Origin of the sequence: Aquimarina sp. RZ0, from assembly GCF_008370685.1 — a bacterium.
Classification (GTDB): domain Bacteria; phylum Bacteroidota; class Bacteroidia; order Flavobacteriales; family Flavobacteriaceae; genus Aquimarina.
This window is the reverse complement of sequence record NZ_VTZU01000074.1, coordinates 16016-32233: the sequence shown is the minus strand read 5'-3', so window position 1 is coordinate 32233 and position 16218 is coordinate 16016. Positions and strand designations below refer to the sequence as shown.

At 32.4% G+C, this 16218-nt stretch carries 14 protein-coding genes and 1 pseudogene; 12 read left to right on the top strand and 3 right to left on the bottom strand.

Features of this window, described 5'->3' with window-relative positions; all coding sequences use genetic code 11:
• The first annotated feature begins 380 nt into the window (after window positions 1-380).
• From F0000_RS21910 to F0000_RS21885, 6 genes and pseudogenes are all read left to right on the top strand, one after another.
• A pseudogene (locus F0000_RS21910) lies at window positions 381-929 on the top strand (GNAT family N-acetyltransferase).
• A gap of 239 nt (window positions 930-1168) precedes the next feature.
• The gene (locus F0000_RS21905) at window positions 1169-1639 is read left to right on the top strand and encodes a DUF5004 domain-containing protein (protein ID WP_149626866.1); all 471 of its coding nucleotides are present in this window, start codon (window positions 1169-1171) and stop codon (window positions 1637-1639) included.
• A 71-nt stretch (window positions 1640-1710) separates the two neighbouring features.
• The gene (locus F0000_RS21900) at window positions 1711-2313 is read left to right on the top strand and encodes an alpha-ketoglutarate-dependent dioxygenase AlkB (protein WP_149626865.1); all 603 of its coding nucleotides are present in this window, start codon (window positions 1711-1713) and stop codon (window positions 2311-2313) included.
• A gap of 420 nt (window positions 2314-2733) precedes the next feature.
• Complete coding sequence (locus F0000_RS21895; RefSeq protein ID WP_149626864.1) at window positions 2734-3774, top strand: dienelactone hydrolase; 1041 nt, start codon at window positions 2734-2736, stop codon at window positions 3772-3774.
• A gap of 92 nt (window positions 3775-3866) precedes the next feature.
• A complete protein-coding gene (locus F0000_RS21890) occupies window positions 3867-4250 on the top strand; it encodes a VOC family protein (RefSeq protein WP_149626863.1) in 384 nt (127 codons plus the stop codon).
• A 667-nt stretch (window positions 4251-4917) separates the two neighbouring features.
• Window positions 4918-5847 (top strand): M57 family metalloprotease, encoded by a 930-nt coding sequence (locus F0000_RS21885; protein WP_149626862.1) that lies wholly within the window; start codon window positions 4918-4920, stop codon window positions 5845-5847.
• Window positions 5848-5984: 137 nt separating this feature from the next.
• Here the strand turns inward: F0000_RS21885 and F0000_RS21880 are convergent, their stop codons facing one another.
• Window positions 5985-7079 (bottom strand): ATP-binding protein, encoded by a 1095-nt coding sequence (locus F0000_RS21880; protein WP_149626861.1) that lies wholly within the window; start codon window positions 7077-7079, stop codon window positions 5985-5987.
• Between the two features lie 333 nt (window positions 7080-7412).
• Between F0000_RS21880 and F0000_RS21875 the strand changes: the two genes are divergently transcribed.
• Window positions 7413-7910, top strand: coding sequence for a hypothetical protein (locus F0000_RS21875; protein ID WP_149626860.1), 498 nt, complete (start codon window positions 7413-7415; stop codon window positions 7908-7910).
• A 647-nt stretch (window positions 7911-8557) separates the two neighbouring features.
• Window positions 8558-10012 carry a T9SS type A sorting domain-containing protein gene (locus tag F0000_RS21870; protein WP_149626859.1) on the top strand — a complete coding sequence of 485 codons (1455 nt, stop codon included), beginning with the start codon at window positions 8558-8560 and terminating at the stop codon, window positions 10010-10012.
• A 73-nt stretch (window positions 10013-10085) separates the two neighbouring features.
• On the opposite strand, the gene F0000_RS21865 is transcribed toward F0000_RS21870, so the two are convergent.
• The gene (locus F0000_RS21865) at window positions 10086-10517 is read right to left on the bottom strand and encodes a hypothetical protein (protein ID WP_149626858.1); all 432 of its coding nucleotides are present in this window, start codon (window positions 10515-10517) and stop codon (window positions 10086-10088) included.
• Window positions 10518-10530: 13 nt separating this feature from the next.
• A complete protein-coding gene (locus tag F0000_RS21860; protein WP_149626857.1) occupies window positions 10531-10752 on the bottom strand; it encodes a hypothetical protein in 222 nt (73 codons plus the stop codon).
• 719 nt (window positions 10753-11471) lie between these two features.
• On the opposite strand from F0000_RS21860, the gene F0000_RS21855 reads away from it, so the two are divergent.
• The 4 genes from F0000_RS21855 to F0000_RS21840 all read left to right on the top strand — a co-directional run bounded on the left by F0000_RS21855 (window position 11472) and on the right by F0000_RS21840 (window position 16210).
• Window positions 11472-13112 carry a TldD/PmbA family protein gene (locus tag F0000_RS21855; protein WP_149626856.1) on the top strand — a complete coding sequence of 547 codons (1641 nt, stop codon included), beginning with the start codon at window positions 11472-11474 and terminating at the stop codon, window positions 13110-13112.
• A gap of 35 nt (window positions 13113-13147) precedes the next feature.
• A complete protein-coding gene (locus tag F0000_RS21850) occupies window positions 13148-14464 on the top strand; it encodes a TldD/PmbA family protein (protein WP_149626855.1) in 1317 nt (438 codons plus the stop codon).
• 109 nt (window positions 14465-14573) lie between these two features.
• Entirely contained in the window at window positions 14574-15194 is a 621-nt protein-coding gene (locus F0000_RS21845; RefSeq protein ID WP_149626854.1) for a DUF4159 domain-containing protein, read from the top strand.
• Between the two features lie 14 nt (window positions 15195-15208).
• Window positions 15209-16210, top strand: a complete 1002-nt coding sequence (locus tag F0000_RS21840; protein ID WP_149626853.1) for a MoxR family ATPase — start codon at window positions 15209-15211, stop codon at window positions 16208-16210.
• The last annotated feature ends 8 nt before the right edge of the window (window positions 16211-16218 follow it).

The window sequence follows — 16218 nt, the reverse complement described above, 5'->3', positions numbered from 1 at the left end:
TTTTTCTTTATGCAAGGCAAAAAAATCAAGCATAGCTATAGCTACGGTTTATTTTTTAAACGAAGTAGAAAGGAAAAAGAAACGATGAATATGCGAAATTTTTAGTTATAAATCGTATAATACATTTATCTAATTCAGATTTACCCGAAGGATACCGATGTGTTTTATTATAGGGTGATAACAGTTCGCATCATCTTCAATCGTGATGTAAATGGAATCGTAGAAAGTGTAACTTTACAGCAGGGAGGAGGTGAAATTACAGGGGAAAAGTTATAAGTAATCCGCCCAAATTGAGTCAAAAGCTCATTTTTATAGCGAATCAAATAATAAAAACCACTTCATTTTATAAAAGAAGATGATTTTAAAAATTAAGTATAAAAATGAAAATCCATATAGAGACAAAAAGACTACTAATAAGAGATTTAGAAAAATTTGATGCCAAAGGAATTTTTGATCTTGATTCTGACCCCGAAGTTCATAAATATTTAGGAAAAAAACCGATAAAAACAATCCGGGAAGCTGAAGAAATAATTAACTTTATAAGAAGTCAATACAGAGATAATGGCATTGGTCGCTGGGCGGTTATCGATAAAAAAACAAACGATTTTATTGGTTGGACAGGATTAAAATATGAATAACAACTAAGAGATAATATCAGTTATTATGATTTAGGCTACAGACTTAGAAAAAAATACTGGGGAAACGGAATCGCTACCGAAACGGCTATAGAATCTCTTAAATACGGATTTAATGAACTTGATGTAAACGAAATTTGTGCTGCCGCAGATTTGGGTAATATTGCTTCTAATAAGGTTCTAAGAAAAATTGGTCTCAGATTTATTGAAACTATTGATGTCGATGGAGTCCCCCATAACTGGTATAAGATTAGTAAGTCTGAATGGACCAAACGCTACAAAATTAGTAATTGAACTCATCTTGAGTACTGCTTTGTCCTACAAAATTTGCATTTTGCACATTAATTTTTGTTGTTTTTTTAACTGGCTATGCCGAAAAAAACCTACTTCAGTATAGTACAAAAGCCAAACTTTTCGGTTGAAAACCACTACTCAAGGTGAGTTCATTGATAAACACATAAATTTGTAATGAATTATAAGCAACTTTTGTATTAATATAGCATCTATTTATTGTATCGCAAAAAATATCAATTATGAGAAAAATAAATTTTATTTTCATTTTAGTCTTGGGTTTATTTAGTTGTAATAGCGATGATAATCAAAGTATAGAAAACGCCGGTGAAATTAATCGAATATCAGGAACCTGGAACTTAACCAAAATTATAAGCAACTCATCTGGTGTAGAAATTACGCCTATCGCAAGCGATACTCATTCGTATGTACTCAATGATGATGGCACTTTTAAAAGAGTTACTTTAAAAAACGAGTTGACTACCGAACTTAATGGAACCTATAGTGTCACTGATATGCATGCACTTTTTGGTAATGAGAATTCTGGAATCCAAAAATTTATTGAGTTAACATACATTTCTGAAATAGCATTTTTTAATTGTGGAAGTTTACCGGGTAACAAACAACTTTTGATTCTTACTTCTCAAAATCTGTTAGAAAACGAACTCGAAGGTATCTGCGATGGTAATTCATATCAATACATGAAAAATTGATAGTCATAATAATTGTATATTTAAATTGATTTCATAAACATTGTATAAGAATACCATACAAACCTGACCACATGGATTTATTTAATACTTCGTTAAATATTTTGCCTTTTGATGGAGAAGTAGATTATTACGGATCAATAATAGATCTTACAAGAGCTCAATATTATTTAGAGAAACTAATGCATCGCATTGATTGGGATTATGATAAAGCTATTATTTATGGAAAACTGATAATCACAAAACGTAAAGTAGCCTGGTACGGTGATCAACCATTTGAGTATACATATTCCAAAACCACAAAATCTGCCATACCCTGGACCAAAGAACTGTTAGAACTTAAAGAAATCGTAGAATTAAAAACAGGAGAATCATTTAACTCCTGCCTGCTTAATTTATATCATACAGGAGAAGAAGGCATGGCATGGCATAGTGATGGAGAAGTTGATTTAAAAAAAAATGGCGCAATAGCCTCTTTAAGTCTAGGGGCAGAACGTAAGTTTTCTTTTAAACATAAAACCACAAAACATTCCATAGCTATTAATTTAGAAAAAGGTAGTCTATTAGTGATGAAAGGGGTTACGCAAACTCATTGGTTACACAGACTTCCTCCATCCAAAAAAGTAAAAACTCCAAGAATAAACCTAACATTTAGAACTATTGAGCCTTCAGAGTAAACTAAATTTTTTGGTCTTACTTTTTTTTATTTTTTTAAAAGTGTAACATATGATTTTTTATTAGTCTATAATATTGAATTTATCTTGTTTTTTTCTATTTGCTAAAAGATGACTGAAATTCGTACATATTTCGTTACTTTTTCGTCTGTAGTGCTATTATACGATTTGTGATTAAAAAATTCGTATAAATTCATTGAATTATTTTTTCTTTATGCAAGGCAAAAAAATCAAGCATAGCTATAGCTACGGTTTATTTTTTAAACGAAGTAGAAAGGAAAAAGAAACGATGAATATGCGAAATTTTTAGTTATAAATCGTATTATATACTACAAAAAGTGGCTCATCTGGTCAAATTTCAACTCATTTTCGGTTAAAAATAAAAAGTCAAGATGAGTTCATTGTATAAATCTAGTTAATAAAATGAAAAAGCACTCATTAGCCATTGTAGCCCTGATCTTTTCTATTTCTTGTATTTCACAAAAAAACGATTTCAAAATTGGGCAAAAATCAATCACATATACAGATATATCCCGCAATCGACCTTTACTAACAGAAATTTGGTATCCAACATACGATTCTATATACAAAAACAATACAGACGAGCATAGAAAAGAGCTTTTCAAAACAATACAGACCATACCACTTGCAAGCATTCCTGATAAAAAATTTCCTTTATTATTGATTTCTCATGGTACTGGTGGAAATAGATTTTCTCTCACCTGGTTTGTAGAAAAAATGGTAAAAGAAGGCTATATCGTAGCTGCGATTGATCATTTTGGGAATTCAACTTTTAATAAAATACCCAGGGAGTTTCTTAAGTGGTGGGAGAGAGCTATTGATATCCAATATGTGTTGACAGAAATTATTGATCATCAGGAAATCGGTAATAGAATCGATATTTCAAAAATTGGAGGTGTCGGCTTTTCCTTAGGTGGATATACTCACATTGCATTGGCTGGTGGCTATGTAGACAGAAATTATAAAGGCACTGAAAATAAAGAAGAAAACACCAGAGAATTACCTCCAGAATTTCCTGAAACAAAAGAAACGATCGATTTTGATACAGATAGCCTTATCGTGTCATCTTACAACAAATACAAAAATCAGGTAAAGGATGATAGAATCAAAGCTTTTTTTGTAATGGCACCTGCAATCGGTTTTGGATTTTATTCAAAAAAACAAACAAGCGAAATAATAGCTCCAGTTTTTATTATTGCAGGAAGAGGTGATAAAATAGAACCAGTAAGATACAACGCAGAGAAGTATCATAATTTGATAAAAAACAGCCAAATACATCTTTTTGATAAAAAGGTAGGGCATTATGTTTTCTTGAATGAGCCAACACAACTTGGCAAAAAAGTAATTCCAGAAATAACCATCGATTTACCGGAGGTTAGTAGAAAAGAAATACATGAAAAAACTGTAAAACTCGCCATAGATTTTTTTAAACAACATTTATAAGCTATGAGTTAAAAAAAGAAGATTTTTCCCGTAAAAATACTTAATTTAGATTCTGTAATTATACTCGAAAACCAATCACACCAAATATTACTATGAGATTGAATGCTGGAATATTGACAAAAAAAATTAAGGAAACTAAGTCTTTTTATACAGAGAATTTAGGATTCAAAATAAAATTTGAAAATGATTTTTATCTTTTGCTATTCACTCCGAATGAAAAAGATACAATCAGTTTTTTACTCCCAAATCATCCAACTCAGCAACCTTTCTTTCACCCTGAGTTCAAAGGGCAGGGAATGTATCTCACGATAGAAGTTGACAATGTTGATGAACACTATATTGATTTAAAGCAAAAAGGTATACCTATTAAAGTAGAGATTAGAGACGAACCTTGGGGAGAAAGACACTTCTCTATAGAAGATCCTAACGGGATTGGAATTGATTTTGTTACCTATGTAAAACCTTTGATTAGTTAATGAATTGGTTTAAACTTTTTCAATTCGCTATAAAAATGCCTTTTTTTACTCAATTTTTGTCTTTTTCTTACTTCGGGCGCTGCTATGAAGAGCAAAAACACACTTCAATTGATCAAAAAAATACTATTTTTCGCCTGATTCAAAAAAGTTTAAACTACTTCAGTATTATAAATAATATACTGACTAATTACATTTATACCATTTTTGCTTTAACATTACCCATTCAAATATGTTTTTATTTCAGTATTTAAGACATTAACTGTTTGTATGTAGTATTTATATTAGAAAAAGTATTGCACTAAAATTCAAGAAACATATTATTTTTAAGTACCTCAAAAAGTTCTATCACGGAGTTTGAATTCATAAATTTAGGTAATTTTTTTTAGGTTTACAGTGGTTAGAAATCAGAAAAACGATACTTAAGTCTAAGAAAGTTATAGACTTTCTGGTTTTTTCACTATAATTTTTTTTAGATAATCTTCTCTTTTTTAAGACAAGAGTGTAAGTGTTTCATTCATATGTTTTTAAAGTAATTATAAATATTGGCTATATGAGATACTTATACTCGTAATTAACTTTACTTTTCTTATAAAATGGGTTGTATAATTAGGGATGTTAAAATATTAGCTGTTTAGTATCTAGTAATTATTAATCTTAAAAATAAAAAATGAAATTATTAAAATTAAGAAAAAAAGTACTTGTAAAACTTAAAACTGCTGTAGTGATATTATCTTTTGGGATACTGTTTTCCTGTGAAAAAGAGGAAGGTTTTGTACAAGAAACTACCGCTACTAACAATCTTACGAAACAAGAACAAATTGACGTGGCCAAACTTGGCTATGTTCCAGAAGAGACTTTTAAGATAAAACTGGATCTCCCAGATGGATCCACAGATGAATATTATTCTTACAGAGATATGTTAACTCTTACTTCTGATCTGCAAAATATGGTAAAGTTTGCAGATCCTTCTTTGGATACAGAACAAAGAGAAAAATTATTTAGGACTAATAATACAGTAGGTGGCAACAGGAGCTATACTGTAGCTTTTGTGGATTTCAATACTCCTTTTCAGCAACAAGCCGCCCAGGATATGATATTTTTATTTAACACTCAGTTACGTACTACTATACAACTGAATCATGTTTTTATATCATCTAGCGAAATTGCCAGTACTCCAAGAGATATTATGGTTTTTTATAATCGTATTTTTGTTCCTACTGGTTTAGGAACATTCGTTCCAGATCCTAATGTTTTTGCAGGAGCAAGTTTTCCTTCTAATTTTTTACCAGGAGGAGTGTTACAGTTAAACACTGATGCGATTTCTTCGATTTCTACCAGAGAAACGCTTAGACAGGTCCTGATGCATGAGATATTACATAATTTTGGGATACAGCATAGTGATTGGAGAACGCAAAGAAGTTGTGGAGAAAATGAGGCTGAAAACAATCCATTTGGATTTGTTCCCATTCCTGGCACCAATACCTCTGGAGATTTTCTGGATTCTATAATGGTTGCTTGTGTGGGAAGCACATTAGGTGGTAGAGGGTATACAGGTGAAGATGTTGCATCTATGCGTGAGATCTATGGATTTAGATAAATAGCTATGATTGATATTGATCATTTTTTTCTAATGATCAGGTATCGAATTGGTTTAAACTATTTTGATTCTGGCAAAAAAATGAGTTAAAAAGAGCATTTTTATAACGAATTGAAATAGTTTAAATCACTTCAGTATCACATAGGAATGGTAAAATAAAAAGTAGTCCCTTCGTTTTCTTTTGACTCTAACCAAATGTTACCTCCGTGTGATTCTACTATTTTTTTACAATAGGACAATCCCATACCGATACCTTGATATGTATCTGTAGAATGTAATCGTTGGAAAATCAAAAATATTCTCTCTTTATGCATTTCTGGAATGCCAATACCGTTATCTTTTACTGAAAACTCGTAAAATTCAGGTAATCCATTACCTCTACTATTTCTTCTAATTGCAGTAATTGTAACCTCAGGGATTACACCGTCTTTAGTAAACTTAATGGCATTACTTATCAGGTGTTGTAATAATAATCGTAATTCTACTTCGACTCCTTTTACAATAGGTAAAGCACCTACTATAATTTTGGTATTGGTTCTTTCTAAGATATTCTCAAAATCGTTTTGCAATGTTGCCAGTACATTAGTAATATTTACAGTAGAACGCTCTTTGGTTTTTCCCAATCTGGAATATTCTAATAAAGCATTAAAAAGTTTTTTCATTCGTCTGCTTGCATCCCGAATAAAAGAAAGACTCTCTTTACCTGTCTCATCAAAACTACTTCCGTAATCTTCTGATAGTAGATCAATAAAACTCGAAATAGTATTTAACGGTTCCTGTAGATCATGACTAGTAATATATCTAAACTGTTCTAATTCTTTATTTTGAGCCTTCAAAATTAAAGATTGCTGATAGATTTTTTCTTCTTTCTTCTTCAGTTCTTCTTGCACTCTTTTCTTATAGGTATATTCTCTATAAATCAAAAAGATTACTCCGAGAAGTAACAGTATTAGGAGTACCAGTAAAATTATTTCGTTCCTGGTATTACTAGCTCCATTTTTTTTTTGGAACAGCCTTTCTTTTCCTATATTCTCAACAGTTTGTTGTTCCTGCCAATTTTGTAATGTTGTTATAGTACTAGTAATTGAAGCATACTGGAACACCTTCTCCTCTTTATCAAGGCAATTTTGAGCCCATATTCCTGAACCTGAAGTATCAACAAACAATACCAGTATAATGACAGTATGCCGCAGAAAAGATAGATGAATAGAAGGATTTTGTGTATCAATCATAATTTGAGGATTATCTAATATAACGGTTAGAACCTATAACTCCAAATTATTCTATTCCTCTATATTTCTATAAAGCTACTATTTTTTTGCTTTTAGTAGCATTATGAATGTCTGGACTACCAAGTCTGATCAAATTTCAACTCATTTTCGGTTTAAAATAAAAATTCAAGAAGGAGTTCGATAATAGGGGATCACCCAAACAAAAGATATTCATATGAGGCTTATATGTTTCTATGATCCCCCTGAATGTTTTCTTGTCAAACCAATAATTTTTTAAGTAGTTTTACGTTATTTTTTTCACTAATCATATTTAATACTCATATCTAGTTATAGATGAAAAAGCCAGTTCTTTTGATTATTCTATCAATAAGTATTGTTTTTATTTCTTGTAATAAAGAAAAAAAGGATACCAACCATGATGCAATTACGCTCTCTAATAAAAGTGTTCCTACTATTGATAGTAACAGTATTGCCAAAGATCAAAATCAACTAGAGAAGGTTGTAGGAGGAGGTTTTGAGCCAGCCTGGGATATTAGTATTACAAAGAAAAAGGGGAAAGAATATGAATTTAAAATAAATGCTCTTGATGAAGAAATGAAAACCAGCGGGCAGTTATTACTAAAAAGTGAATTCAATAGAACTACAAAATTTGAGAAGGTCTCTTTTGAAGGAAAAGATAATACAGGGAAAACAATCTCAATCCTGTATGAAAAAGAGCATTGTTTAAATATGGCAGGTGACGACTCTGGAGGGGCTATCAATATTAATTGGAAAGGCATAGTTCTAAAAGGTTGTGGGAGTCATGCCTTAGAAAAAAAACATAAATCTTAATACGGTTTTTGTATTCATTTAATGAAGTGTTTTTTGCACCTCATAGCAGCGGCCGAAGTAAGAAAAAAAGACAAAAAATGGATGCAAAAAGCTAATTTTTTAACCAAGAACTCATCTTGAGTACTGCTTTGACCTACAAAATTTACATTTTGCACGCTAATTTTATTGTTTTTTTTAATCGTAACTATGGCTATGCTGAAAAACACCTTCTTCATTATAGTACAAAAACCAAGCTTTTCGGTTGAAAACCACTATTCAAGAAGAGTTCCAATTGAAAAAGTCTAAATGAGTTCCATTAGGTAAACTACCTCGGAGCAAGCCCACGAGGCATTTATTGAAAAAAACATTTTGATTTCGAGGCAAGCCTCGGAGCATTTAAATCTCGATTATCGAGTAAATTGAATTTGAAAAGTGTATTAGAGGAATTTTTCTACTTTTTTTAAAAATATGTCACCTCATTTTCTTATATGCGTACTTGTTGTTTATTTATCTGTAATTCAATTAGAAAATCAGTTTTATACATATTCTTTTTTATCGTGTTATAAATAATATTTTTTTTAAACAGTCTTTAATTAACAAACTAAGTGTAATAATTTATTATTTTAGATCGTTAGAAAAGCTTAACTAACAAAACTTAAACTCACATTATGAATCTAAGAATACTCTACATCGTTATTTTTATTGTATCTGGAATACACGCTCAAAGATCTACAAAAGCCTGGCATAATCATGAAAACTATAAAAACGAAATAATAGAAGAAGCCAGAATAACCTATGAATTGCTCAAAAAAGAGAATAAAAAAAAGGATAATGCTTCTCATCAGAATACCAAAAGAAAATTAGCTAACACTGAGCGAGAAGCTGTACAAATAGATACTGCCATTATTAATGGGATTAATATTGCCTGGGGAAGTTTTGGGAGAGATATTGGGTTTGATGATGATGGTCCTAAAGAATACCATCCGGATATGGAGAAGTTTGAATCTATCATGAATTCAGTAGCAGAATCAGGAGGGAACGTTATACGCTGGTGGTATCATACAAATGGATCTACAAACCCTGTTTATGATGATACTCAAAAAGTAATCAGAAATCCAGATTTTTTTCATGAAGATTTTAAAAAAATACTTGATCTTGCTGCTTCCAAAAATTTAAAGATTCAACCGTGCTTATGGTCATTTGATATGTTAAAAGATCAGTGGCGAGTAGATGCGGTTGCTAATAAGAAATTATTTACGGATGATGAATATTTTCAGGCATATCTTGATAACGCTTTAATCCCATTAGTTACGTATATTGGTGATCACGAAGGTTTGTACGCCTGGGAAATATTTAACGAGGCAGAAGGTATGACAGATCAGTTCGCCAGTCATTGGGATGGATTCAAAGAAAAAGTTACTATGGAAGAGATACAGCGTTTTATCAATAGATCTGCCTCTGCAATAAGAAATGCACAACCAGGCATAAAAGTTACATCAGGTGCCTTAGGTTTTCTAAGTGCTGTTGATAATGATGAGAAAGGATATAAAAATTATTATTCTGATGAAGAGTTGTTTAATGCCGGAGGTAAAGAAGACGGTTATCTAGATCTCTATAATATCCATTTTTATAATTGGGCAGGACAGGAAGGCTCTCCATTTCATAATAGTTTTGAAAGCACTGGTTTAGATAAACCAGCAGTTATTGCAGAATATTATCCGGATTATACCTTTGGTTTGCAAGGATCAGAATTAGGGGTTGAGTTAATGCTTAATCGTTGGCAAGGCTCATTAGTTTGGTCATGGACAGATAGAGGGTGGGATTCTATGGTATCCATAGTAGACGTTATTGCAAATTTTGATGATCAGATTCTTTCTGTCAATGATACTGCAATTGACGATTTTTTATTATTTCCTAATCCCGCAAGCAGCGAAGTATCAATAAAAGGACTTTCTATTGGGACAGAGGTCAATATAATTAATGTATTAGGTACTTCTGTAAGACATTTTCGTACTACCGAACAGCTTACATCTATAGATATCTCTGATTTGAGTAAAGGACTTTATCTGCTTAATTTTCAAAACTCAAAAAGAAATCAAACACTGCGATTTCTGAAAAAGTAACAGGTGAAAAACCTTGACTACAAAACTATCCTCACATAGTACTTTATACTGAAGCTAAAAATTTTATTTCTAGTTATAAAGTATCTATGTGAGGATATTTAAGATCGTATGCTACTTTGAGCCGGCTAAGTTTATTGAAGAAATTAGTGTTTTCCTGGTATGTTCGGTTATTTTTGAAAGTAATAAACCTTCCCTGAGCGTGAATACTAACACCATTTGTTTTATACATATAAAACTGATAGTATGGAATCACCCACGTGAAATTCTGCAGTCCTCTTACGATTCCTATTAATATACCACCAGGTCTAAGTTCTATATTACCATAATTGAGATCCGTTACCGTATTTAAGTATTTGATCATATTAGGGCTTACATTATCTATAATCATCCGTTTAGAACCAATACCACGAAGTTTAAATCTATCGACTAAAGAAAATGGTTTTTCAACCAAATCATTTATACGTTTTTTATGAGATTTAGAATAGTGAGTAGTATCTAGAATCATATAAATATAATATTTAGACAGATGGAATACCTCCTAATCGTTTTTCTATTTTGCGTTTTTTAGCAGTTATTAGTTTCATAAGATCCATGATTTCTACATCTTTAGTTTCTTTATAGATTTCATTTAACTCTAATATCAATGATTTAGCTTCACGAGATGCAGCTACTCGATCACTAGTAGACATATTACTCATTTTTCTTTTCTCGAATTCCAATGCTCTTTCAATAAGTTCCATTTCTTTGTTTTTTTGCGAAAATACAAATTGTTAAAATTTATTTATGAAGGTTTAAACAGAAATTAACTTATAATATTATATTTTTTAGTATATCTATTAATTTAGTATGCTTTTTTCAAGGTTTAAGAGTTTCAGAGTGGTAGGTTTAAAATATTGATTTTTAGACAAATATATTTGGCTTCATATCTGGAGATAAAACGTTTTTAAAGTTTAACATAAATTTATATATGTAATTTTCAATGATTTTTGTTGCGTATTACAAGGTTTTTAAGAGCAGTTTGATTTTGAAAAAGGAAATAATGCTTTGATTTTGAGTATTTTATTGTTTTTGATGCGTATATACATTGTAAAATAATGAATCTAGGATATAAAGGATCAGCCGTATGATCATATGGTAATTTGGTTTAATTTTTCTATTTTTAAAGCTAACAAGAGTTAGTCTTGTATTAAACTTAATAATTCAACTACTATAGGTATTTACACTATGAATTCATCTTGACTTTTTCTGTTTCCTGAAAAATGGATAAAATTGACTCATATTTCGTTATTTTTTAAGCGCAGCCAGACTATGCCTTTCAAAAAAATGTTTCATCTGCACAAATTTTATCTCATTTTCGTTTAAAAATAAAAAATCAAGATAAGTTCTGTATGCAATAGAATTAGTTGTGTAATTTTATTTATAGTAATAATTCACTCAATCAAAAAAAGGAGGTTTATTTATGAAACGAAGAGACTTTGTCAAATATGCAGGATTAGGTTCTGGTGTTTTAATGGTGCCATCTCTACTGATGGGAAATGATATTTCTGCAGAGGCATTGCTCAATCCTGGTATGGATATAGCAATCAAAAAGAAATTGGCTGATGTTGCGCTTAATACGGCAAAAACGCTTGGCGCATCTTATGCGGACGCAAGGATTGGAAGGTACTTAAATCAATATGTGTTTACCAGAGAAGATAAAGTACAAAATGTTGTAAATACAGAATCTTTTGGTATTGGTATTCGAGTGGTAGCAAATGGTACCTGGGGGTTTGCTTCGACCAATAATGTTTCTGACGCAGGAATTAAGAAAGCTACAGAGCAGGCAGTTGCCATTGCCAAAGCGAATTCAAAAATTCAAAAAGTTCCTGTTAAATTAGCCCCGGTACAATCGTATGGAGAAGTTTCTTGGAAGACTCCTATACAAAAGGATTTTAAAAAAGTACCAATTTCAGAAAAGGTTGATTTATTACTAAGCGCAAATGCTGCTGCGCTTAAGAACGGTGCTGATTTTGTCAACTCTGGATTGTTTATGGTGAATGAACAAAAGTATTTTGCTTCTACAGAAGGTTCATATATTGATCAGGATGTTCATCGCATATGGCCTACATTTACTGTTACGGCTATAGATCGCGAGAATAACAAATTTAAATCAAGACAAGCAATGAGTGCTCCCATGGGAATGGGATATGAATATATGGATGGTTTAGATTCTGAGAAACTAGAAGGTCCGGCAGGATTTAAGCTATATAGAGGTAGTTATGATATGGTAGAAGATGCTACCGTAGCTGCAAAACAAGCTAAAGAAAGACTTACGGCTAAGTCCGTTGAAGCTGGAAAATATGATTTGGTATTAGAACCAAACCATTTGGGACTCACAATTCATGAGTCTGTAGGACACCCGCTGGAGCTTGATCGTGTATTGGGGTATGAGGCAAATTATGCAGGGACGAGTTTTGCCACATTAGATAAATGGAAAATGAAAAACTTTAAATATGGGAGTGATATTGTAAACCTTATTGCTGATAAAACACAAATTGGTTCTTTGGGAGCTGTAGGATATGATGATGAAGGTGTAAAAACTAAACAATGGGATCTTGTACGTAAAGGTATATTAACCAATTATCAGGCAATCCGAGATCAGGTGCATATGATTGGTCAAAATGAGTCTCATGGTTGTTGTTATTCTCAAAGTTGGAATGATGTTCAGTTTCAGCGTATGCCTAATGTTTCATTAGAAGCAGGTACCGAGAAATATAGCGTTTCTGATATGATCAAAGATGTAGAAAAAGGTATTTATATTGCTGGTAGAGGTTCATATTCTATAGATCAACAACGGTATAATTTCCAGTTTGGCGGTACAGCATTTTATGAAATTAAAAACGGTGCAATTGTAGGAATGTTAGATGATGTAGCTTATCAGTCTAATACGCAAGAATTTTGGAATTCCTGTGCGAAGATATGTGATAAGAGTGATTATCGTATGTTTGGTTCTTTCTTTGATGGTAAAGGTCAACCTCCACAGATTAGTGCAGTATCACATGGTAGTAGTACTACCCGATTTAATAATGTAAATGTGATCAATACGGGTAGAACCATTTAAAAAAACTGTTTTATTCTAAAAATTCTAAAAATATCATGGCAATATATACAAAAGAAGAAGCAAAGCAGATAATGGAAAAAGCATTGAGCTTTTCTACTGCAGACGCTTGTGTAATAAATATAAGTGGCAGCGAAAGTGGTAATATCCGATATGCACGTAATACAGTATCTACTTCTGGTCACAGATCTAACCAAACTTTATCAGTACAATCGAGTTTTGGTAAAAAATCAGGTACAGCAACTATTGATGAGTTTGATGACGAATCTTTAAAAAAGGTAGTCAGGAGAGCAGAAGAGTTAGCAAAACTTTCTCCTGAGAACCCTGAATTCATGGCGCCTCTAGCTCCACAAAAATATGATGAATACTTAACTTTTAAAGAGACTACTGCTAATATTACACCAGAATATCGCGCTGGAGTAGCTAGCAGCAGTATTGAACCAGCAGCTGCAAAAGATATTACGGCAGCGGGATTCTTTAATGACTCTTCTGGTTTTAGTGCATTATTAAATTCTAAAGGTCTTTTTGCTTATAACAAATCGACAAATGCAAGTTTTACCGTGACTATGAGAAGTAACGATGGTACGGGATCTGGTTGGGTAACAAGAGACTTTAACGATGTTAATAAATTTGATGCTTCAGAAGCGTCTAAAGTAGCCATAGATAAGGCCACTATGTCCAGAGAAGCAAAAGCTATTGAGCCAGGTAAATATACAGTAATTCTGGAACCAGCGGCATCTGTAGGTTTGTTAGGTAATATGGCTTCTGCTTTTAATGCCCGTACTGCTGATGAAGGAAGAAGTTTTATGTCCAAAGAAGGAGGAGGTACCAAGTTAGGAGAAAGAATAGTGGATGAGCGTGTCAATATATGGTCTGACCCTCTACATCCAGAAGTTCCTACCAGTACCTGGAATAGTGCAGGACAACCTTTAAAAAAAACAACCTGGCTAGAGAATGGGATCGTTAAAAATCTGGCATATAGCCGTTATTGGGCAAAGGAAAAAGGAGTAGATCCAGTTCCGTCACCTAGAGGGTTTATTATGCAAGGTGGAGATGCCTCTTTAGAAGATCTTATTAAAGGAACTAAAAAAGGAATTCTTGTAACCAGATTATGGTACATTAGAAATGTAGACCCACAAACACTTTTATATACAGGGCTTACCAGGGATGGTACTTTTTATATCGAAAATGGTAAAATTAAATACCCTGTAAAAAACTTTAGGTTTAATGAGAGTCCTGTTATTATGCTTAATAATTTAGAAAAATTAGGAAAGCAGGTAAGAATAAACGGAAACTTAATACCTTATATGAAGATAAGAGATTTTACTTTTACAAGTTTATCAGATGCAGTATAAGGGTAATAAATAATGCAACTGGTTATTTTGATGCAGATATATTCAGGATAACCAGTTAGTATGTATCATTTCTGCAAACAAAAGATAGTGATCAAAATAATACACCATATTGAGTAATAAATTTTTTTTTACCAGATTACAATATGAATCGGGAGACTGGGATGTAGATCAAAGAATGCCTTCTAATTTATTGAACTCTCTTGTAGAATACACTACTTTAAAAGTAGATACACAAGAAAAAATTATCTCTTTAAGTAGTGATGAAATTTTTAAGAGCCCTTTTTGTTATATATCCGGTCATAAATTAGTACAGTTTACCAAAAAAGAAAGCGAAAATTTTGAGAAATATGTAAACAATGGAGGGTTTGTTTTTGCAGATGATTGTAATCACGACATCGATGGTTTATTCTCTAAATCTTTTGAGCGCCAGATGGAAGCTATTTTTGGGTCGCAAGGATTAAAGAAAATTCCTAATGATCACGAAATATATAAGGTCTTTTTTGAATTTGAAAATGGACCACCTACTACGTCACAAGAATTAAATGGCTGGGGCGATGATATAGTACATGAGTATCTAAAGGCAATAGAGGTTAATGGTAGGATAGGAGTACTATTTAGCAATAAAGATTATGGCTGTGAGTGGGATTATGATTTTAGAAATAAACGATGGTATAAGATAGATAATACCCGATTTGGTGTTAATATCGTAATGTATGCGTTAACATCATAAAAGATGTAGTAAGAATGGATAAAGAGTTAGTAAGTATTGAAAAAGAAATAAATATACTCTCTGGAAGACTTCAGGATTTAAGAAAAGAGATTAGTAAGATAATCACTGGGCAGGAAGAAACTATAGAGCAATTACTGATTACGTTCCTTGCAGGAGGCCATGCATTGCTGGAGGGAGTTCCTGGTTTGGCAAAAACGCTAATGATCAGAACACTGGCACAAGCCATTGATCTGACATTCAAAAGAATACAATTTACTCCAGATCTAATGCCATCAGATATTATAGGTACAGAAATATTAGAAGAAGATCATAGTACTGGAAAGAAATTTTTTAACTTCAATAAAGGGCCCATTTTTGCAAATATAATTTTGGCAGACGAGATTAACCGCACACCTCCCAAAACCCAGGCAGCATTATTAGAGGCTATGCAGGAGTTTGAAGTAACGTATTCAGGGAAAACCTATAAATTAGACAGGCCATTTTTTATTCTCGCGACTCAAAATCCTATCGAGCAATCAGGCACCTTTGTGCTTCCAGAAGCTCAACAAGATCGTTTTTTGTTATATATCAAAATAAGATATCCTAATGAATCAGAAGAAACAACAATCCTTAAAAATACGACGGGGATAAAAAATGAGATCTTAAATAAAGTAATCTCCGGAGAAGATATTTTAAGGTTACAATACCTGGTTAGAGAAATCCCCATTAGTGATCAACTAATCACTTTTGTAAGCAGGTTAGTAAGGGCTACCAGACCAGAAACTACTACAGACACCTATGTAAAGGAATGGGTAAGTTGGGGAGCAGGACCTCGTGCAGGACAGGCAATGATATTAACTGCCAAGGCTCGCGCATTGACACAAGGACGTTTATCTGTGACATTAGACGATTTACATCAGGTAGCAATGCCTGTATTGAGGCATAGGATTATTATAAACTTCAGAGCAGAATCAGAAGGTATTACAGCTGATGATGTTACCCGACAGTTATTAAAAAGAATCGAAGTTTCAAAATAGAACTGAGG

Bases quoted from the DNA above. Each gene is read 5' to 3' on its own strand.
- F0000_RS21905 (WP_149626866.1), top strand. From the start codon at position 1,169: ATGAGAAAAATAAATTTTATTTTCATTTTAGTCTTGGGTTTATTTAGT.
- F0000_RS21900 (WP_149626865.1), top strand. From the start codon at position 1,711: ATGGATTTATTTAATACTTCGTTAAATATTTTGCCTTTTGATGGAGAA.
- F0000_RS21895 (WP_149626864.1), top strand. From the start codon at position 2,734: ATGAAAAAGCACTCATTAGCCATTGTAGCCCTGATCTTTTCTATTTCT.
- F0000_RS21890 (WP_149626863.1), top strand. From the start codon at position 3,867: ATGAGATTGAATGCTGGAATATTGACAAAAAAAATTAAGGAAACTAAG.
- F0000_RS21885 (WP_149626862.1), top strand. From the start codon at position 4,918: ATGAAATTATTAAAATTAAGAAAAAAAGTACTTGTAAAACTTAAAACT.
- F0000_RS21880 (WP_149626861.1), bottom strand. From the start codon at position 7,079: ATGATTGATACACAAAATCCTTCTATTCATCTATCTTTTCTGCGGCAT.
- F0000_RS21875 (WP_149626860.1), top strand. From the start codon at position 7,413: ATGAAAAAGCCAGTTCTTTTGATTATTCTATCAATAAGTATTGTTTTT.
- F0000_RS21870 (WP_149626859.1), top strand. From the start codon at position 8,558: ATGAATCTAAGAATACTCTACATCGTTATTTTTATTGTATCTGGAATA.
- F0000_RS21865 (WP_149626858.1), bottom strand. From the start codon at position 10,517: ATGATTCTAGATACTACTCACTATTCTAAATCTCATAAAAAACGTATA.
- F0000_RS21860 (WP_149626857.1), bottom strand. From the start codon at position 10,752: ATGGAACTTATTGAAAGAGCATTGGAATTCGAGAAAAGAAAAATGAGT.
- F0000_RS21855 (WP_149626856.1), top strand. From the start codon at position 11,472: ATGAAACGAAGAGACTTTGTCAAATATGCAGGATTAGGTTCTGGTGTT.
- F0000_RS21850 (WP_149626855.1), top strand. From the start codon at position 13,148: ATGGCAATATATACAAAAGAAGAAGCAAAGCAGATAATGGAAAAAGCA.
- F0000_RS21840 (WP_149626853.1), top strand. From the start codon at position 15,209: ATGGATAAAGAGTTAGTAAGTATTGAAAAAGAAATAAATATACTCTCT.